Source organism: Kitasatospora sp. NPDC004615 (genome assembly GCF_042873545.1).
Taxonomy (GTDB): Bacteria; Actinomycetota; Actinomycetes; order Streptomycetales; family Streptomycetaceae; genus Kitasatospora.
This window is the reverse complement of record NZ_JBIALQ010000001.1, coordinates 273,732-294,021: the sequence shown is the minus strand read 5'-3', so window position 1 is coordinate 294,021 and position 20,290 is coordinate 273,732. Positions and strand designations below refer to the sequence as shown.

Below are 20,290 nucleotides of genomic sequence, written 5' to 3'. Positions count from 1 at the left end.
TGCGCCCGCCGCGACGCCCTCCGGGACACGGCCACCGACGGCCGGCCGGGCAGCGCGGGGCCCGGCCTGATCCGCCGTCGGAAAGGCTCGGGCCGGGACGGCGAAACGCCCGCCGCCGGTGCCCGATTGACGAGACATCGGGTACCGGCGGCGGGTGGTGTGAATGGTCAGACCGTGTTGGCGACCTGCAGGGCGGCCTCCACGCCGGAGGCGATCGCGCCGGAGATCCACGCGTGGTAGCGCGGCTGGCAGTGGTCACCGGCGAAGAACAGCTTCCCTTCGACGGGCGTCGCCACGTGCGGGCCGAGGCTGAGCAGCTGCCCGGGCGTCTCGATGACGGCCTCGCCCAGCGCCCAGCGGTTGCGCAGCCAGGACTGCGAGACGTGCCGGTCGGTGACGTAGCGCCGGATCCGCTCGCCGTACAGGCCGGTCAGGTGCTCCAGCGCCTCGGTGTGCCGGTCGGCGGGGGTGAGGGCGTCGAAGCGCAGCGCGTCCTCCGCCCAGTTGTAGGCGGCCAGCACGACACCGCCGGGCGCGCCGCCGTCGCTGGGGTGGGAGGGGAAGTAGATGAACCGGCTGGCCTCGTCGGAGATGCAGCCGCCGCCGACCGCGGCCACCGCCGCGCCGTGCGGGGCGGGCTTGTAGTCGTTGCCGAGCTTGCTCTTCCAGGTGTTCTCGTCCCACTCCCACCAGCGCTCGGTGAACTCCAGCAGCACCTTGTGCGCGGTGTCGTGCTTGAGTTCGCTGATCGCGCGGCGCTTGCCGTAGGGGAGCAGCGGCTCGAAGTCGACGTGCCGCAGCGCCGCGAACGGCACCGCCAGCACCACCATGTCCGCCCGGTAGTCGGTGGACTTGCCGCCGATCGCGCCGTCGCAGGCCTCGTCCTCCGGGCCGGTCTCGGGCTCGGCCGTCACCGTCACGCCGTGCTCGTCGGTGCGGACCCGGGTGGCCACCTGGCCGCGCGCGATCGTCAGGCCCTTGGAGAGCGCCTCGGTGAGGGCGTCGGTGCCCGCGTTGAACTCGAAGTAGGTGACGGACGGGTTGATGTCGCCCGCGTCGAACACGGAGTGCAGGAAGCCGTAGGACAGCCGGCTGGTCAGGTTCTCCAGCGTGCCGACCGCCTGGATCTGGGCGTCGCCCCAGCCCTCGCCCTCCTGCAGGTAGCGCAGCAGCGAGTAGCCGTCCATGTCGTACAGCAGCTCGGCCATGCCGGTGACGCGTTCGGCGATCGGCTTGTCCGTCCAGGTGCCGTCCTTGTTCTTGTCCATGGTGTAGCCGCGGGCGGTGTCGAGTGCCTTGTCGAAGGCCTTCGAGGCGGTCTGGTTGCTGTCCCAGCCGAAGCTCTTGTTGATCGGCGCCGGGTCCTGCGCGTACTGCTGCTTGGTGACGGTCTGCCCGTTGACGTGCAGGAAGCGGCTGCCGAGACCCTTCGGCGCGACGTACGCGGGCGCTTCGCCGCTGGCGAACTCCTCGCCCGTCCACGACTTGTAGACCACCTTGGCGTCCTGCGAGACCTGGTCCGGCACCGGCGGGAGGTCCACCAGGTCGAACGGGCGGCGCGGCACCTTCAGGTGGTCGGCCAGCGCGAGGGTCAGCACGTGGCTGGACGGGATGCGCATCGCGCCGGCCTCCGCGTGCAGCCGGGAGTCCTGCCACACGTCGCCGCGGAAGGTCTTCACCCGGCCGCCCACCCGGCTGCGATTCGCCTCCAGCACCCGCACCTTGTGGCCCGCCGCCTGCAACAGCCGGGCGCACACCATGCCGGCCACGCCCGCGCCGACCACCAGGACGTCGCGCGTCTCGGTCTTCTTCACGCGCTGACGGCCGGTCAGTAGCTTCAGGTACTCGAGCGTCAGGTCATTGTGGTCGGCGTCGGTCAGCAGGATCCGGCGCGCCATGACGAGCGCCGCCGCCTTCCGCGCCGGGTCGGACGGAGCCGTGTCCGCCGCACGAGAGATGTCGGCCCCGGGGCCGGCCAGGGCGGCGGCCGTCACCGCGCCACCGGAGGCAAAGAGGAGTCCGCGTCGAGAGATCATCGGCCCAGCGTGGCAGCGCGCCGCGCCCCGGAACGCGCGCTCCGCCCATCGAGTCCCTTTCACCACTCGCACAGGGGGCGCTCGTCGCACCCGCCCAGCGCGCCCCCTCCCGACATGTGCGCCGGGCGCTCGTTCAGCACACCCAGTCGGCGGGGTGCGCCTCCCGGAACGCCGTCAACTCCTCGGCGGTGCGCGCGTGGACGTGCAGCCAGCACAGGTCCTCGCCGCCGTCGTGCCGCACCAGCACGCCCGGGGCGGCGTACCAGCGCAGGAACGCCCATGCGGCGTGCTGGTCGGGCAGGCCGCCGCGGAGGGCGAGCGCGGCGTCGGGGGAATCCTGGGCGTCGGGGCGAGTGTGCACGGCCGGGGACGGTAGCAGTGCGGTCGGACGCGGTCTGCCGGGAGGGGCGGCCGATATGGTATTCCACAGAACCATGGAGAATCGAGGAACGTCCGTGACCAGTACCACCGCGCCGCCACCCGCCGAACTCGCCGCCGACCCCGCCGTTCAGCGGCACATCCTGCGGGTCCTGGTCACCTCCCAGATCCTCAGCGGAGCCGGACTGGCCGCCGGCATCACCGTCGGGGCGCTGCTCGCCCAGGACATGCTCGGCAGCACCGGGCTGGCCGGGCTGCCCAGCGCGCTGTTCACCGCCGGCAGCGCGCTCGCCGCGATCGTGGTCAGCCGAATATCCGCCGCCCGCGGCCGTCGCCCCGGACTCGCCCTCGGGTACGCCACCGGCGCCCTCGGCAGCGTCGGCGTGATCGCCGCCGCCGCGCTCCACAGCCCCGTCCTGCTGTTCCTCGCGCTGTTCGTCTACGGCGCCGGAACCGCCACCAACCTCCAGGCCCGGTACGCCGGAGCCGACCTCGCCGCACCCGGGCACCGGGCCCGGGCGATCTCCACCGTGCTGGTCGCCACCACCCTCGGCGGTGTCCTCGGCCCCAACCTGGCCGACCCCACCGGCGCCCTCGCCGAGGCCCTGCACCTGCCCCGCCTCGCCGGACCGTTCCTGCTGGGCGGCGTCGCCTACGCCGCCGCCGCGATCGTCCTCGCCACCCGGCTGCGCCCCGACCCGCTGCTGCTCGCCCGCGCCGCCGCCGCGGCCGCCCCGACCACCGAGGCCGACACCTCCGCCGCCACTGACGCCACGTCAACCGCCCGCGTTCGCAACCGCGTCCTGCTCGGAGCGCAGGTCATGGTGGTCACCCAGCTCGTCATGGTCGGCGTGATGACCATGACGCCCGTCCACATGCACGACGCCGGACAGAGCACCGCCGCCGCCGGATTCGTCATCTCCCTGCACGTCGCCGCGATGTACCTGCCCTCCCCGCTCACCGGACGGCTCGTCGACCGGTACGGCCCGCTCGCCATCGGCGCCGCCGCCGGACTCACCCTGCTCGCGGCCGGCACGCTCGCCGCCGTCGCCCCCGCGGACTCCGCCCCACTGCTCGCCCTCGCGCTCGTTCTGCTCGGCCTCGGCTGGAACTTCGGCCTGGTCTCCGGCACCGCGATCCTCACCGACGCCGTCCCGCTCGCCACCCGCGCCAAGACCCAGGGCAGCATCGACGTCGCCATCGCCATCTCCGGCGCCACCGGCGGCCTCGCCTCCGGCACCGTCGTCGACCTGGCCGGCTACCCCGTCCTCGCCTTCGGCGGCGGCCTGCTCGCCCTGCTGATCCTCCCCGCCCTCGCCACCGCCGCCACCCGGGCCAAGCGATGACCGACCACCAGACGCCCCAACTCACCGTCGACGGACGCGGATTGCTCTGCGTCACCCTGCTGCTGCGCCTGCGCGCCGCCATCGCCGACGCCCCCGCCGGCACCATCGTCCACGTCCACGCCACCGACCCCGCCGCCCCCCTCGACCTCCCCGCCTGGTGCCACCTCACCGGCCACCACTACCTCGGCCCCATCTCCGCCGAGACCTACGCCCTCCGCCTGACCGCCACCCCCACCCCCACCCGCCCCGACGCCCCATGGCACCGCCCGGCGGACTGACGCCCCTCCGGGCGGACGCCGGGCGGTCCCGCCGCTGCCGAGCCCCGCGCGCTGCGCCCGGCCGCGGACCCGTCCCTCACCCGCGCCGGACGGCCCGTGGCACCGCCCGCCGGACTGACCCCCTCCGGGCGGACGCCGGGCGGTCCCGCCGCTGCCGAGTCCTGTGCGCCGCGCCCGACCCGCGCCGACGCCCCGTGGCGCCCCCGGCGGACTGATGCCTCTGGGGTGGAGCGCCTCGCGGTCGTGTTGCTGCCGGGTTCGTTTGTGCCGCGCCTGGTGGACTGACGTCACTCCACGCGGAGCGCCCTGCGGTCGCGTCGCTGCCGAGCCGTTCGCGCTGCGCCCGGCAGCCGATCCGCCCCCCGGCCCGTGCCGACGTCCCGTGGCACCGCCCGGCGGACGTACACCCCTCCGGGCGGGCGCAGGGCAGAGCGCCTCGCGTGACCTCCCCGCCGGTCACGGCTACTTCGTTCCCGTCGCCGTCGAGGCCTTCGCGCCTGTCCATCGACCCGCCCCCACCCGCCCCGACGCCTGCGCCGACGCCCACCCCGACGCCTGCGCCGACGCCCGCGCCGACGCCCGTGACATCGCCCGGCGGACCCGGTCCCGTCGCCGTCGAGGCCGTCGCGCTGCGCCGGCCGCCGGTCCGACCCTCACCCGCCCGACGCGTCGTGGCTGCCCGGCGAACTGACCCCCTCGGGGGCGCGACCTTCCCACCGGTCGCCCCCGCCCCTCCGCCGCCCCGCCGTCGAAGTCGGCCCCGACGCCCCGCGGGCCGACAGCTCCCAGGCCTCCCGGCCGGAGGGCGGACTGAGCACCTCGGATGGGGATATAGGCTGGTCGGGCAGCGGTTCGCCCCCGTCCGAGCCAGGGCTGGAGCGTCGCAAGAGGGAACCTGGTGCGAGTCCAGGACTGCCTCGCAGCGGTGAGCGGGAACGACCGCCGTCACATGCACTGGGCCCGACCGGTCCGGGAAGCGACGGCCAGTAGACAGGCCCTCCTGGGGAGATGCCCGCGAGTCCGAAGACCTGCCGCCGCCCGCGGTGCCCACCGGTGCCGCGGATCGTCCAGCCGCGACTCGCGAAGGAGAGTTGACGTGGCAGATCAGACCGTGGCACCTGTGGTGTCCGCCGCAAAGCCCGCAAAGCCCGCACAGGTGTCCCGGGTGACGCTCGCGCACATCATGAGTGAGCACGACACCAACCTGTACGGCACCATCCACGGCGGCGTGGTGATGAAGCTCATCGACGACGCCGCCGCCGCGGCCGCCGCCCGGCACGCGGAGGGTCCGGCCGTCACCGCCGCGGTGGACGGCATGGCGTTCCTGGCCCCGGTCCGGGCCGGTGACCTGCTCACCGCGCACGCGGAGCTGGAGCGGGCGGGGCGTACCTCGATGACCGTCCATGTCACCGTCACGGCCGAGCGCTGGAACGCCACGGGGCCGGTCACCCGGGTCGCCACCGGCCGGCTCACGTTCGTCGCCATCGACGCCGACAGCCACCCGCGTCCCGTCCCGGCCCTGCTGGAACCCGCGGCTGCCTGACGCGGCGCCACCGTCCGTGCTGGAACCCGCGGCCGCCTGACGCGGCGCCACCGTCCGTGAGCCCGGAATGCCGTCCCACCTGGCGTTCCGGGCTCATGGCTGTCGCCGCCGCAAGGTGATCACCCTCACGTAGGGACAAACCGCACCATTGCGGACGGCGTGTGATCGACATGTTCCGTTCAAGCTCCGATTACCCCACCATGGCAGCGTGTGCCCGCCTACGCGCGTAGCGCACCGCACCACACCCCATGGTTCCTGTGGTCCTAGGAGATTGACAGATGATCAGAACGTGGAAGGCCGCCCGCCCGCTGGCCCTCGCCGCCGCCGCACTGGTGGTCGCCGCCGGCGCGAGCGCCGTCCCGCAGCACGCCACCGCGGCCACCCCCAAGAACGCCGCCGCGGCCGCCACCGGCACCCCGAAGCGGGTGCTGTTCGACAACACCAAGGCGGAGACCGCGGGCAACGCGGACTGGATCATCTCCACCAGCCAGCCCGACCCGCTGGCGCAGAACGCCAACCCGACCAGCGAGACCAGCTGGACCGGCGCCATCTCGGCCTGGGGCGTGGCGCTGCAGAAGACCGGCAACTACAGCCTGAAGACGCTGCCCGCCGGCAACACCATCACCTACGGCACCGGCGGCGCGCTCGACCTCGCCAACTTCGACGAGTTCGTGATCCCCGAGCCCAACATCCGCCTCAGCGCGGCCGAGAAGACCGCCGTGATGACGTTCGTGCAGAACGGCGGCGGCCTGTTCCTGATCTCGGACCACACCCAGAGCGACCGCAACAACGACGGCTGGGACTCCCCGGCCATCATCAACGACCTGCTGACCAGCAACGGCGTCAACAACAACGACCCGTTCGGCTTCTCCGTCGACCTCCTGAACATCACCACCGACAACCCGCGGGCGATCTCCTCCGCCACCGACCCGGTGATCAACGGGCCGTTCGGGACCGTCACCGGCTCGATCATCCGCAACGGCACCACCTTCACCCTGAAGCCCGCCGACAACCCGAACGTCAAGGGCCTGGTCTACCGCACCGGTTACAGCGGCAACACCGGTGCGGCGTTCGTCACTTCGACGTTCGGCAAGGGCCGGGTGGCGATCTGGGGCGACTCCTCGCCGATCGACGACGGCACCGGCCAGCCCGGCAACACCCTCTACAACGGGTGGAACGACCCGGCCGGCACCGACGCCGCGCTCGCCCTCAACGCCACCGACTGGCTCGCCCAGGGCGGCGGCTCCGGCGGCAACACCGGCTCGGTCTCGCTGACCAACCCGGGCGCCCGCACCGCCACCGTCGGCACCGCGACCAGCCTCCAGCTGTCCGCCACCGACACCGCCGGCGGCACGCTGTCCTACGCGGCCACCGGCCTGCCCGCCGGACTGACCGTCAACCCGGCCACCGGCCTGATCAGCGGCACGCCCACCACCGCCGGCACCAGCGCGGTGACCGCCACCGCCACCGACTCCACCGGGCCGTCCGCCACCGCCACCTTCACCTGGACGGTCGCCGCGAGCGGCGGCACCACCTGCACCCCCACCCAGCTGATCACCAACCCGGGCTTCGAGACCGGCAGCACCTCCGGCTGGACCGAGACCAACAGCGGCGGCGCCAGCACCATCAACAGCAGCACCAGCGAGCCCGCCCACTCCGGCACCTACGACGTCTGGCTGGACGGCTACGGCGCCGCCAACACCGACACCCTCGCCCAGACCGTCACCCTGCCGACCGGCTGCAGCAGCTACAACCTCAGCTTCTGGCTGCACATCGACACCGCGTCGTCCCCGACCACCGTCTTCGACACCCTCACCGTCACGGCCAACGGCACCACCCTGGCCACCTACTCCAACGTCAACGCCGCCGCCGGCTACCAGCAGCGCACCTTCAACCTCGCCGCCTACGCCGGCCAGAGCGTCACGCTGAAGTTCACCGGAGCCGAGGACTACACCAAGCAGACCTCGTTCGTCCTCGACGACATCACGCTGAACGTCTCCTGACGCACCGTCAGCGCCCTCATCGCCCCGGACCGGGCAGCCCCATCCGGTCCGGGGCTTTGCCGTTCGCTTACCTCGGCATCGAAATCCGAACTGCTTTGTGAAGGTCTTGCCATGAGGATCTTCACCTTCCTAGACTGCGGCAATCCATACCAGGCGCGTCCATGTCACGGATTTGGGGGTGGGCCGAGGTGAAGCGTTTCCGCTTACTCGTCGCGGGCAACGCGGTTTCCGCGTACGGCAGTTATCTGAACATGGTGGCGCTCAACGTCTTCGTCTACCACCTGACGGGCAGCGCGCTGACGGCCGGTCTGTACATGGCGGTGCGGCTGCTGACGAGCGTGGCGTCCGGGGTCGTCGCGGGCGCTCTCGCGTCGCGGATTCCGCGCAAGCGGCTCATGGTGGGGGCGGATCTCACCCAGGCCGCCGCGTTGGTCCTGCTGCTGCTGGCGCCGTCGGGCGCCCGGGTCGCGCTGTTGTTCGGGCTGGCCGTCATCGCCGGCGCCTGCTCGACGGTGTCGGGGGTGTCGCTGCGCAGCGCGGTGCCCGAGATCGTCGGGGCGGAACTGCGGACCAGGGCCAACAGCCTTCTGGCGACCGGCCGTTCGCTCGCGATGGTGGCCGGGTTCGGCTCCGCGAGCGTCATCGTCTCCCAACTCGGCTACCGCTGGGCCTTCGCCTTCGACGCGCTGTCGTTCGTCGTCTCGGCGAGCGTGCTGCTGTCGCTGCCGATCCGGACCGAGGCCGCGCGGGAGAAGGAGACCCCAGCCGCCGCGAAGGCCGAGCCGGCGGGCGGCGGCGGACGGTGGGCCACGCTGGTGCTGCTGCGGTCGATGCCCGTGGTGGCCGTGATGGTCCTGGTCCGGGCGGTGGACGGCCTGGGCTCCTCGTCCCACAACGTGGCCCTGCCGATCTACTCCGACGCGCTCGACCACGCCCATCCGGCCGCGTTCATCGGCCAGTTCTGGGCGACCTGGGCGATCGGCAACATCGCCATGCAGCAGATCCTGTCCCGCTGGACCTCCCGTACGGGCCGCAGCCCGGGTGAGCGGATCTTCGCGCTGGGCGCCTGCGTGATGTCGGCCGCGTTCATCCTCGTCTTCAGCGGGCTGCCGACCGCCCTCGCGGTCGTGGTGTCCCTGGTGGCGGGCATGGCGGACGGCCTGACCGAGGTCGCCTACGTTTCGCGGCTCCAGACCACCCCGGACGCGCAGCGGGCCCGGCTGTTCGGCCTGTCGGCGTCGGTGGAGAACCTGGGCTTCGGCCTCGGCATGATCCTCAGCGGCGCATTACTGGAGCACTTCTCGCCGCTGCAGGTGGTGGGCGGCCTGCACGGGCTGGCGATCCTGCTCTGCGTCGGGTTCCTGCTGCTGCTGGTGCGCGGCGCCGTCGCGGGACGGGCCACCCCGGCGCGTGAGCGGAAGACGGAGGAAGCGGTCGACGACCGGGTCCCCGCGTCCGAAGGAGGACGGACATGACCGCTCCCGACGACCGCCGGGTCGCCGTCATCGGGCTCGCGCTCCGCCTTCCCGGCGCCAACACCGCAGACGACTTCTGGCGGCTGATACGCGAAGGCGAGGACCGCGTCCGGCATTTCACGGAAGAAGAACTTGCCGCCGCCGGAATCCCGCCCGAGAAGTACCGGGCACCGGATTTCGTGGGCGCCAGCGCCGTCCTGGACGACATCTCGCATTTCGACGCACCGTTCTTCGGCATGAGCGGCCGAGAGGCCTCCTACACCGATCCGCAGCACCGCCTGTTCCTCGAAGTCGCCTATCACGCACTCGAGAACGCCGGTTACCCGCAGGAGCGCCCGGGTGCGCGCATCGGTGTCTGGGCCAGCACCGGGTACCAGCTGTATCCGATGCAGACCTACCTGCTCAACAACGTGTTCCAGGGAGCGCTCGCGGACGACTGGCTCTCCCGCCTGCAGGTGGTGATCGGCAACTCTCCCGACTTCACCGCCACCCGCACCTCCTTCCGGCTGGACCTGACCGGCCCGTCCGTCAACATCCAGACGGGGTGCTCCAGTTCGCTCGTCGCGGTGAAGACCGCCGCGCAGGCGGTGCTGGACGGCGAGACCGACATCGCGCTGGTCGGGGCCACGGCCGTGCACACGCCGCAGGTGCTGGGCTACGAGTACGTCAAGGGCTCGATCCTGTCGAGGACGGGCCGGGTGCGGGCGTTCGACGGGTCTGCGGACGGCACGGTCGGCGGCAACGCCGTGGCCGCGATCGTCCTCAAGCGGCTCGACCGGGCCGTCGCCGACCGGGACACCGTCCACGGCGTCATCAGCGGCTGGGGCGTCAACAACGACGGCGCCGCCAAACACACCTTCAGCGCGCCCAGCGCGGTCGGCCAACAGGGCGCGATCCGGCGGGCGTTGGAGACGGCCGGGGTCGGCGCGGACGAGATCGGCCTGCTGGAGACCCACGGCACCGGCACACTCAAGGGCGACCCGATCGAGTTCGACGGCGCCACCGCGGCGTACCGCGTCGACACCGACCGCACCGGCTACTGCGCACTCGGGTCGACCAAGGCCAACATCGGCCACCTGGACGTCGCTTCGGGCCTGGTGGGCCTGATCAAGGCGATGCTCGCGGTACAGCACGGGGTGATCCCGCCGATGGCCAACTTCGAGCACCCCAACCCGGCGCTCGACCTCGACACCAGCCCCTTCTACATCCCCCGCGAAGCCCGGCCCTGGCAGCCGGACGGCCGCCCGCGCCGGGCCGGGGTCACCTCGCTGGGCATGGGCGGCACCAACGCCCACGTCCTGCTGGAGGAGCCGCCGCCCGCGTCCCCCCGGCCGGCGGACGACGCCCACCCCACGCCCGGCGTCCTGCTGGTCTCCGGACGCGACCCGCAGGCGCTCACCGCGAACGCCCGCGCCCTCCGCACCCACCTGCGCCGGCACCCGGACACCGCCCTGCCCGACCTGGTCACCACCGCCGCCCTCGGCCGCACCCACGGACGGCACCGGCTCGCCGTGCGCGGCGACAGCCCCGCGGCACTCGCCGCCGCGCTCGACCGCTGGCTGACCGGCCCGGCCCCCGCGGGCGGCGGGCGCGGTCCGGTGTGGACCGGCCTCGCCCCGCGCGAGGGCGCGACCCCCGTCGGCTTCCTGTTCGCGGGCCAGGGCAGCCCCTCCCGAGGCATGGCCGCCGCCCACGACGGCAGGTTCCGGGAGGTCGCGGACGTCCTCGACGCCTGCGAGGCCCAGTACCGCCGGGAGTACGGCACACCGCTGCTGGACGCGTTCCGCACCGGCACCGAAACCGCCGAGCACCAGACCTGGCCGACCGGCACCGCGCAGCCCGCACTGTTCGCCCTCCAGGCGGCACTCACCCGGATGTGGGACCGGGCCGGCGTACGGCCCGCGATCGTCGCCGGGCACAGCGCCGGCGAGTACGCGGCGCTCGCCGCCGCCGGGGCACTCACCGTGGCGGACGGCCTGCGGCTCACCGCCGAACGCGGCCGGCTCATGCAAGGCTGCCCGCCCGGCGCGATGGTCGCCGTCGCCGCCGACCGGACCACCGCCGAACAACTGGCCGCCGAGATCCCCGGACTCGAGATCGCCGTCGCCAACGGCGAACGCTCGCACGTCCTGGGCGGACCGGTCGAAGCGGCCGAGAAGCTTCTCGCGCTGCTCGCCGAACGCGGCATCCCCGGCGAGCGGCTCCCGGTCGACCGCGCCTTCCACACCGCGCTGACCGAACCGGCGCTCGGAGCGTTCCGCACGGTCCTGGAAGGCATCGACTTCCGGCCACTGACCATCCCCTTCGTGAGCGGGCTGGACGGCAACCTCCGCCCTGCGGGCTGGGTACCGGACGCGGACTACTTCCTGCGGCACACCCGGGAAGAGGTGCGGTTCGACGCCGTACTCGCGACGCTCGGGGCGGGCGATCCCGTGCTGCTCGACATCGGCCCGCACCACACCCTCGGCGGCCTGGCCCGACGCGCCCTGCCCACCGCCACCGTGGCCTCGGCGATGCGCCGCGGCGCGGGCACCGACCCCCTGTGGTCCGCAGCCGCCGCCCTGCACTGCGCGGGCGCGCCCGTGGACTGGCACCACCTGCTGGAAGGCACCGGCGGCGGCCGCACCCCGCTGCCCGCCTACCGCTTCCAGCGCCGGCACTACTGGACAGGCCCCGAACCGGCGATCAGCGCATTCGGTGAACCAACGGAAGACGAGGACGCAGTGGAACTGAGCAACGCAGGCACGATCACCGCCGACGACGTGTGCCATCACATCGTCGAAGTGACGGTCGGTCAGCTGGGGGCGGACCCCGGGACGGTGAACGACGACACCTCGTTCTTCGACCTGGGCGCCGACTCCTTGCAGCTGATCCACATGCTGCGGCTCATCGAGCAGGAACACCAGGTCAAGATCGCCATGCGCGAGCTGTTCGAGGAGGCCGGCACGCCTCGGCTGCTGGCCGAGCTGATCGTGGGCCGGATCCCGGGCGCCCCGGCACCCGCCCCTGCTGCGCCCGCCGCTCCTGCCCCCGCGCCCGTCGCTCCTGCCCCCGCGCCCGTCTCCGCGCCCGTCCCCGCTCCTGCGCCGGTCGTCCCCACGCAGGTCGCCCCCGCGGTTCAGCCCGCCGCCCCGGTGTACGCGACACGTCAGGAGATCGAAGACCTGGCCCGCCAGATCCAGCAACTCACCCAGATCCAGCTCCAGATGATGACGCAGCTCTCCGAACTGGTGACCCGTCAGCTCGCCTCCCTGCCCGGCGGCGCGTCCACCCCGGCCGGTGGCCGATGAGCGCCCGGCAGCACCAGGACGGCATCGCGGCCGTCACCGCCGCGGCCGACAGCGACCTCTCCGCGATGGCGGAACTCTCGCGACGGATCGCCGAGCAGCTGGCCGGCGCAGCCCCGACCGCTGCTGCGCCGTCCGAGCCGACCGCGCCCGTGCCGTCCGGCGCCGCACCGAAGATGCACGGCCCGCGGGTCGCCGTCGACCGCGCCTCCGGCATGGCCAGCGGCACCGGGCCGGAGAGCCGCAAGCGGCACCTGGACGAGCTCGTCCGCCGGTACACCGCGAAGACGCCGACGTCGAAGGAGCTGGCGCAGCGCCACCGCCGGGTGCTGGCCGACAGCCGGGCCGTGGTCGGCTTCCGCTCCAGCACCAAGGAGATGCTGTACCCGATCGCGGCGCGCGGTGCTTCCGGCGTGTCGATCACCGACATCGACGGCAACGGCTACACCGACATCACCATGGGCTTCGGTGTGCTGATGTTCGGCCACGAGCCGCCGTTCGTCCGCGAGGCCGTACGCGAACACCTGTCTCGCGGTGTGCAGTTGGGGCCGCGCAACGCCGAGACGGGCGAGGCGGCCGAGCTGCTCGCCGAGATCACCGGCATGGAGCGGGTGGCGTTCGCCAACTCCGGAACGGAGGCCAACTCGGCCGCGATCCGGCTCGCCCGCGCCGCCACCGGACGCCGGAAGATCGTGACGTTCCACGGTTCGTACCACGGGCACGCGGACAACGTCCTCGGCCGCGCGGCGGGGACGGGCGAGGAGCACGCGACCGCGCCCGTGTCGATCGGCATCCCGGACAGCGCGGTCGCCGACCTGCTCGTCCTCGACTACGGCGACCCGGCGTCGCTGCGCGTCATCGAAGAGCAAGCGCCGTTCATCGCCGCCTGCATCATCGAACCGGTGCAGAGCCGCCACCCGTCCCTGCAACCGGTCGAGTTCGTCCGGGAGTTGCGCGAACTCACGCAGCGCCACGGCATCATCCTCATGTTCGACGAAATGCTGACCGGCTTCCGCCCGGCGCTGCGCGGCGCGCAGGAGCTGTACGGGGTGACACCGGACCTCGCCACCTACGGAAAGCTGCTCGGCGGCGGCTTCCCGATCGGCGCGATCGCCGGACGGGCCGACATCATGGACGGTGTCGACGGCGGCTACTGGAGCTACGGGGACGCCAGCTACCCGCCCGGCGAGACGACCTTCTTCGGCGGCACCTACATCCAGCACCCGGTGTCGATGGTCGCCGCCCGCGCCGTCCTCACCCACCTCAAGACGCAGGGGCCGTCGCTCCAGCAGCGCCTCAACGACCGGACGGACCGGTTCGCGGCCGGGCTCAACGGCTTCTTCGAGGCCGAGGAATTCCCGCTGCGGCTCGCCCACTTCGGCTCGATGTTCCGCTTCGAGCACCGCGCCGACATGGAACTGCTCTACCACCACCTGCTGCTGCGCGGGGTGTTCGTCTGGGAGTGGCGGAACTTCTTCCTGTCCACCGCGCACACGGACGAGGACCTCGCCGTCGTCACGGACGCCGTGCAGGGCTCGCTGCGCGAGCTGCGCGACGCCGGGTTCTTCCCGGGCGCCCGCCTGCTGACCCGGCCGGCCGCCGCGCCGGTTGCTGCCGCGCCGGCCGCCGCCGCGCCGGCTGCCGTGCCGGTCGCCGTGCCGGTCGCCGTGCCGGTCGTTGCCGCGCCGGCTGCCGTGCGGGCCGCCGTGCCGGTCGCCGCCGCGCCGGTCGTTGCCGCGCCGGTCGCTGCCGCGCCGGGTGTCGCGCCGGTCGTTGCCGCGCCGGTTGCCGCGCCGGTCGTCCCCGCCCCGGTGGCCCAGACGCCCGTCGCGCCGCAGGCACCGGCACCGGTCGCGCCGATGCCCCTCTCCGGTCCGGCCCGCGACCGCACCCCGGGCCCCGCCACGGTCCCGGCCGCCGCTCTGGCCCCCGCCACGGTCCCGGCCGCCGCTCTGGCCCCCGCCACGGTCCCGGCCGCCGCTCTGGCCCCCGCCACGGTCCCGGCCTCCGCCCCGGCCCCGGCCTCCGCCCCGGCCCCCGCTCTGGCCCCGGCCACCGTCCTGGCCTCGGCCCCCGCCACGGTCCCGGCCGCCGCTCTGGCCTCGGCCACCGTCCCGGCCCCGGCCACCGTCCCGGCCACCGTCCCGGCCCCGGCCCCCGCCCCGGTGTCCGTCCAGCCCCGCACCGCCGGTCCCGGCCCCGACTTCAGCATCTACTTCTTCGGCGACTACCCCCAGGAGGACGCCCCCCGCCTGGACAAGTACGCCATGATCCTGGAGACCGCCCGGTACGCCGACACCCACGGTTTCCACTCCCTCTGGATGCCCGAACGGCACTTCCACTCCTTCGGCGGCCTGTTCCCCAACCCCGCCGTGCTCGGGGCGGCCCTCGCCCGTGAGACGGAACGCGTCCGCATCAACGCGGGCTCGGTCGTCCTGCCGCTCCACGACCCGATCCGGGTCGCCGAGGAGTGGTCGATGGTGGACAACCTCTCCGGCGGACGGATCGGCATCGGCTGCGCGAGCGGCTGGAACGCCAACGACTTCGTCTTCTTCCCGGAACGGTTCGGCCGTCACCGGGAGTCGATGTTCGACCAGCTCGCCGAGGTCCGGAAGCTGTGGCGCGGTGAGGCCCTCACCCGCACCGTCGGGGACGGGAGCGAGACCGAGCTGCGGCTGTTCCCGCAGCCGGTCCAGGACATGCCGCCGATGTTCACGGCGGTCGTCGGCAACCCGGCCTCCTACGAGTTGGCGGCCCGCCACGACCTCGGCATCGTCACCAACCTGATGTCGCAGAGCATCGACCAGCTGCGCGAGAACATCGCCCTCTACCGCCGTGCCCGCGCCGCCCACGGCCTCGACCCGGCCACCGGGCGGGTCGCCATCCTGCTGCACACTCTGCTCGGCGCCGACCACGACCAGGCGCGCGAGGCGGCGTTCGAGCCGCTCTCGCGGTACATGCGGGCCTCGCTCTCGCTGTTCGGCGGGGTGGCGAACAGCCTCGGGTACAAGGTCGACATGTCGTCGCTGAGCCAGGACGACCAGGACGTGCTGTTCGAACGCGCCTACCGGCGGTACTGCGACGACCGGGCACTGATCGGCACGGCCGACAGCGTGCGGCCCGTCGTGGACGCCGTCAGGGCGGCCGGTGTCGACGAGATCGTCGCGCTGGTGGACTTCGGCGTCCCGGCGGCCACCCTGCGGGCCGGGCTGCCCCACCTCGACTCGCTGCGCCGCTCCTACGCCCGGCCCACCGCCGCGCAGCCCGTGCTGGCCGCCGCGCAGCCCGTGCTGGCCGTCGCAGCACCGCCCCGCACCACCGACACCCCGGCACCCGAAGCGCAGCAGCAGCACCCGCTCTCCTTCGGCCAGCAGCGCATCTGGATGCAGGAGCAGATCCTGCCGGGCCGCACCGCCTACAACGAGTCCAAGGCCCTGCTCCTGGACGGCCCGCTGGACGTCCCCGCGCTCCGGTCCGCCGTGCGTGCGCTGGTGGCCCGTCACGAGAGCCTGCGGACCGTCTTCCGCGACGCCGGCTCGGGCGAGCCCGTGCAGGTGGTGCTGCCGCCGCACGAGCCGGACTTCGAGGTGATCGACCGCTCGGCCGAGACCCCGGCGGGGGCCGACGCGCACGCCGCCGTCCAGGACGTGCTCGACGCGGAGAGCGCCCGCCGCTTCGACCTCGCGAACGGGCCCCTCTTCGTCACCCGGCTGGTGAAGCTCGCCGAGCAGCGGCACGTCCTGGTGCTGTCGCTCCACCACATCGTGGTGGACGCGGCGTCGGCGGCCGTGATGACCCGCGACCTCTCCGCCTTCTACCGGGCCGAGACGGCCGGCCGGACCGTCCCGGACGGCGAGCTGCCCGCACTCACCTGGTCGTACACCGACCACGCCCGTGCGCAGCGGGATGCCGCCCGGAGCCCCGGGGCGTCGGCGGACCTCGCGTACTGGCGGGAGACCCTCGGCGGCGACCTGCCGGTGCTGGACCTGCCCACCGACCGTCCCCGCCCGGCGGTGATGAGCTCCGAGGGCAAGGCCGCATTCCGCACCCTGACGCCCGAACTCTCCGACGGGCTGCGGGCGTTGAGCCGGGGCCGGCGGGCCACCCTGTTCATGACGCTGATCGCGGGCTACGCGGCGCTGCTGCACCGCCTCACCGGCGACCAGGACGTGGTGATCGGCACGCCGATCTCCGACCGCCCCGAGGGCTCGGAGGACCTGGTCGGCTTCTTCATCAACACCCTGGCGCTGCGCGTCGATCTGTCCGGCGACCCCGACTTCGGCACCCTGCTCGACCGGGTGCGGCGCACCGCGCTGGACGCCTACGACCACGCCGACGTGCCGTTCGAGTCGGTCGTGAGGGAGCTGGCGCCGAGCCGCGCCACCGACCGCACACCGGTCTTCCAGGTGCTCGCCGAGTTCGAGCGGGACGAGCCGTTCCGCCTCGACCTGCCAGGCGTGCGGGCCACCGCGCTGGACGCCGGGGCCGACAAGTCCCTCGCCGACCTGTGCGTGTACTTCACCGACGGCGGCCCGTCGGAGGGCATCCGCTGCCACCTGGAGTTCAACACCGACCTGTTCGACCTCGCCACGATCGACGGCTGGTTCACGGCGTTCTCCGGCATCCTGACGCAGGCCGTGGCCGACGCTTCGACGCCGCTTTCGCAGTTGGGCGCGAGCACCGCCGACGGCTGGCTCCGCGGCCCGGTGCGCGAGGTGCCCGACACGACCGTGCACGCCTGGATCGCCCGGCAGGCGGCCCGCCACCCGGGGCGCCCGGCCGTCGTGGACGGCGAAACCGTCCTGACGTACGGCGAGTTGGAGCGCCGGTCGACCCGGCTCGCCGCCGTCGTCCGGGACCGGATCGGCGCGCCGGTGCCCGGCGTGCACCGGCCGGTCCCGGTGTGGCTGAACCGCTCGCCCGAGCTGATCGTCGCGCTGCTCGCCGTCCTCAAGGCCGGCCACGGCTTCGCGCCCATCGACCCGGACCTCGGGCTCGCCCGCGCCAAGGCCGTGCTGGCCGACTGCGCCTCGCCGCTGCTGCTGACCACGGGCGACGCGGTGGCCGCCCTCGACCTGCCCGCCGACGTCACCGTGCTCGACGTCACCGTGCTCGACGTCACCGTGCTTGACGTAAACGACCCCGGCACCGCCCCCGCCGCGGCCGACGACCCGGCGACGTCCTCCTCGCTGTGCTACGCGCTGCACACCTCGGGAACCACCGGCCGGCCCAAGGGCGTCGCCGTCCCGCACAGCAGCCTGGTGTCGTTCTGCCAGTGGCACCACCAGCACTTCGCGACGACGTCCGAGGACCGCACGGCCCTGGTGTCCAGCGTCAGCTTCGACGGCTCGCTGATGGAGATCTGGCCGACCCTGACAGCGGGCGCCACGCTCGTCGTCGCCGACGCCGAAACCCGCAAGGACCCGCTGGCGCTGGCCCGTTGGTACACCGTGCACGGCATCACCTTCGCCTTCCTCACCACGGCCTTCGCCGAGTCGCTGCTCGGCCTCGACGAACGCCGCCAGCCGCCGCTGCGCCATCTCGCCGTCGGCGGCGACGTGCTGAGGGTGCGGCCGCACGCGTCGGCGGCGTACCGGGTCACCAACGTGTACGGGCCGACGGAGGCCACCATCCTGTGCACGGTGGCGACCGTCGCCCCCAAGGGCGCCCAGGCCGGCCCGATCCCGATCGGCCTGCCCGTCGACAACGTCCGGATCCGGCTGGTGGACGCCGACGGCAGGCCGGTGCCCGACGGGACGCCCGGCGAGCTGTACGTCGCCGGAGCCGGAGTCGCGCACGGCTACCTGGACCGGCCGGACGAGACCGCCGCACGGTTCCTGCCCGACCCCGAGGGCCCGATGTACCGCACCGGCGACCTGGTGCGGCGCAACCCCGCCACCGGGGAGCTGGAGTTCTGCGGGCGCGCCGACGACCAGGTGAAGATCCGCGGGTTCCGGGTCGAACCGGGCGAGGCGACCGAGCAGTTGCGTCAGGTGTGGGGCGTGCGGGAAGCCGCCGTCCTCGCCCGCCGCGACGCCCGCGGGGACGCCCACCTGGTCGGCTACCTCGTCCCGGCCGAACCACTGGGCGGCGACGACGCGACGGCCGCCGCACAGCGCACGGCCTTCGCGACCCTGGCCGCCGGGGCGCTCGCACGCCGGGTGCCGGACTACCTGGTGCCGCGGGCCTGGGCGGTCCTCCCGGCGCTGCCGCTCAACGGCATCGGCAAGCTGGACCGTTCCGCCCTGCCCGAGCCGGACATCACCGTCCCGACGGCGCCCGCCCCGCCGACGGCGCCCGCACCGGCCCCCGCCCCGTCGCCGACCCTCCAGCGGGTGCGCCGGCTGTGGGCGGCCGAGTTCGGCATCGACGCGACCGCGGTCGACCCGCAGACGTCGTTCTTCGAGCTGGGCGGGCACTCGATCACCGCGATCCGGCTGGTGAACCGGGTGCGCGAGGCACTCCAGGTCGACGTGCCGGTGACCCGCCTCTTCCAGCAGCCGACCCCGGAGGCGATGGCCGCCTTCGTCGACGCGTCCCGCCCGTCGGCGGACGAAGCCTCCGCTCCGGCCGCCTCGCCCGACCGCCCCCCTCTCACCGCCACCCAGGGGAGGTTCGCGGACCGCATCGGCAAGCTCCCCGTGCCCGAGGTGTTCAACGTCGCGATGCGGCTCCTCATCACCGGCCCGCTGGACGTCGCCGCCCTCCACGCCGCCCTCACCGGCCTGATCGAGCGCCACGAGTCGCTGCGCACCAGGTGCGTCCGCGACGACCGGACCGGGGAATGGTGGCAGGACGTCCTGCCCGCCGTCCCGGTCGAGCCCCCCGTGGAGGACCTGCGCGGTCTGCCGGAGAGCGAACGCGAGGCCGAGCTGTCCCGGATCAGCACCGAGGCCGCCAGGCACCCGTTCGACCTCGAAGCGGGCGTCCGTCCGGCCGTCCGGCTGGTGCGCACCGGCGAGGAGTCCTGGGCGCTGGTGTTCGTCATGCACCACTCGATGTGCGACGGCTGGGGCGTCAGCGTCCTGTTCAAGGACCTCGAGACCCTCTACCGGGCCGCCCTGACCGGCGAGCCGCACAGCCTGCCGCCGGCGACCCAGCAGACCGACTACGCCCGCTACGAGCGGAGCCTCGACGAGGCCGACCGCGAGGACGACATCGCCTACTGGGAACGCCAGTTGAAGGACGCCACGTTCACCCACGACTTCCCGCTGGACCACCCGCGACCCGAGCAGCTCAGCGGCCAGGGCCAGGTGGCACAGTTCACCGTGTCACCCGAAGCACGAGGCCGCATCGAGGAGTTGGCCAAGCGACTGGGCACCACCCCGTTCGCCGTCACCGTCACCGCCCTGGGCCGCTTCATGGAAACCCTCAACGGCCGCGCCGACAACCTCCTCCAGGTCGCCTACGCCAACCGCCCGCGCCGCGAGGACGAAACACTGCTCGCCTGCACCGTCTCCTCACTGCTGCTGCGCCTGCGCACCGACACCTCGACCCCGTTCGCCGACCAGGTCCGCGCGACCGCCCGCTCCGCCCACGAGGCCCTGGAACACCTGATGCCGCTCTCCCGCTCCGGCCCCCTGCTCCGCGAACGCGGCTACCCGAACGTCCCCGACCGGCTCGCCCACGGCTTCCAGTACCAGAACTCCCTGGAAACCGACATCGACCTCCCCAACCTCACCGTCCAGGTCGAGGACCTGATGGTCCCGGCAGCCCGCGGCGAGTTCAACCTCGGCCTCGTCCCGGCCGGCGACGCCCTCGCCGGCTACCTCGAGTACACGACCGACCTCTGGAACCCCGAAACCATCACCACCTGGACCACCCGCTACACCACCCTCCTGGACAACCTCGTCACCCAGGCCCTGACCGACACCCCCGAAGGCAGCTAGCCCCACCGAAAGGCGAAAGACCCCCAGGAGAACCTGGGGGTCTTTTCATTCGGTG

The 20,290-nt window shown here is 73.4% G+C and carries 9 protein-coding genes and 1 riboswitch; of the genes, 7 read left to right on the top strand and 2 right to left on the bottom strand.

The window, feature by feature from the left end; translation table 11 throughout:
• Positions 1 to 167: 167 nt before the first annotated feature.
• Together ACFYS8_RS01355 and ACFYS8_RS01350 are read right to left on the bottom strand one after the other, a co-directional pair.
• Positions 168 to 2,036: an FAD-dependent oxidoreductase gene (locus ACFYS8_RS01355; RefSeq protein WP_387634103.1), complete on the bottom strand. Its 1,869-nt coding sequence runs from the start codon at positions 2,034 to 2,036 to the stop codon at positions 168 to 170.
• 133 nt (positions 2,037 to 2,169) lie between these two features.
• Positions 2,170 to 2,397, bottom strand: coding sequence for a hypothetical protein (locus ACFYS8_RS01350; RefSeq protein WP_387634101.1), 228 nt, complete (start codon positions 2,395 to 2,397; stop codon positions 2,170 to 2,172).
• Between the two features lie 94 nt (positions 2,398 to 2,491).
• On the opposite strand from ACFYS8_RS01350, the gene ACFYS8_RS01345 reads away from it, so the two are divergent.
• The 7 genes from ACFYS8_RS01345 (at position 2,492) to ACFYS8_RS01315 (ending at position 20,235) form a co-directional block, all read left to right on the top strand.
• Positions 2,492 to 3,760 (top strand): MFS transporter, encoded by a 1,269-nt coding sequence (locus ACFYS8_RS01345; protein WP_387634099.1) that lies wholly within the window; start codon positions 2,492 to 2,494, stop codon positions 3,758 to 3,760.
• Entirely contained in the window at positions 3,757 to 4,038 is a 282-nt protein-coding gene (locus ACFYS8_RS01340) for a sulfurtransferase TusA family protein (protein WP_387634097.1), read from the top strand. Before ACFYS8_RS01345 ends, ACFYS8_RS01340 begins: the two co-directional genes overlap by 4 nt.
• An 885-nt stretch (positions 4,039 to 4,923) precedes the next feature.
• A riboswitch (cobalamin riboswitch) is annotated at positions 4,924 to 5,068 on the top strand.
• Between the two features lie 66 nt (positions 5,069 to 5,134).
• Complete coding sequence (locus ACFYS8_RS01335) at positions 5,135 to 5,581, top strand: acyl-CoA thioesterase (RefSeq protein WP_387634095.1); 447 nt, start codon at positions 5,135 to 5,137, stop codon at positions 5,579 to 5,581.
• 278 nt (positions 5,582 to 5,859) lie between these two features.
• Positions 5,860 to 7,584, top strand: a complete 1,725-nt coding sequence (locus tag ACFYS8_RS01330; protein ID WP_387634093.1) for a putative Ig domain-containing protein — start codon at positions 5,860 to 5,862, stop codon at positions 7,582 to 7,584.
• A gap of 188 nt (positions 7,585 to 7,772) precedes the next feature.
• A complete protein-coding gene (locus ACFYS8_RS01325; protein WP_387634091.1) occupies positions 7,773 to 9,059 on the top strand; it encodes an MFS transporter in 1,287 nt (428 codons plus the stop codon).
• Positions 9,056 to 12,349, top strand: a complete 3,294-nt coding sequence (locus ACFYS8_RS01320) for a type I polyketide synthase (protein ID WP_387634089.1) — start codon at positions 9,056 to 9,058, stop codon at positions 12,347 to 12,349. The genes ACFYS8_RS01325 and ACFYS8_RS01320 overlap by 4 nt, the downstream gene beginning before the upstream one ends.
• Complete coding sequence (locus tag ACFYS8_RS01315) at positions 12,346 to 20,235, top strand: MupA/Atu3671 family FMN-dependent luciferase-like monooxygenase (RefSeq protein ID WP_387634087.1); 7,890 nt, start codon at positions 12,346 to 12,348, stop codon at positions 20,233 to 20,235. The genes ACFYS8_RS01320 and ACFYS8_RS01315 overlap by 4 nt, the downstream gene beginning before the upstream one ends.
• Positions 20,236 to 20,290 lie beyond the last annotated feature (55 nt).

Bases quoted from the DNA above. Each gene is read 5' to 3' on its own strand.
- ACFYS8_RS01355 (WP_387634103.1), bottom strand. From the start codon at position 2,036: ATGATCTCTCGACGCGGACTCCTCTTTGCCTCCGGTGGCGCGGTGACG.
- ACFYS8_RS01340 (WP_387634097.1), top strand. From the start codon at position 3,757: ATGACCGACCACCAGACGCCCCAACTCACCGTCGACGGACGCGGATTG.
- ACFYS8_RS01330 (WP_387634093.1), top strand. From the start codon at position 5,860: ATGATCAGAACGTGGAAGGCCGCCCGCCCGCTGGCCCTCGCCGCCGCC.
- ACFYS8_RS01320 (WP_387634089.1), top strand. From the start codon at position 9,056: ATGACCGCTCCCGACGACCGCCGGGTCGCCGTCATCGGGCTCGCGCTC.
- ACFYS8_RS01315 (WP_387634087.1), top strand. From the start codon at position 12,346: ATGAGCGCCCGGCAGCACCAGGACGGCATCGCGGCCGTCACCGCCGCG.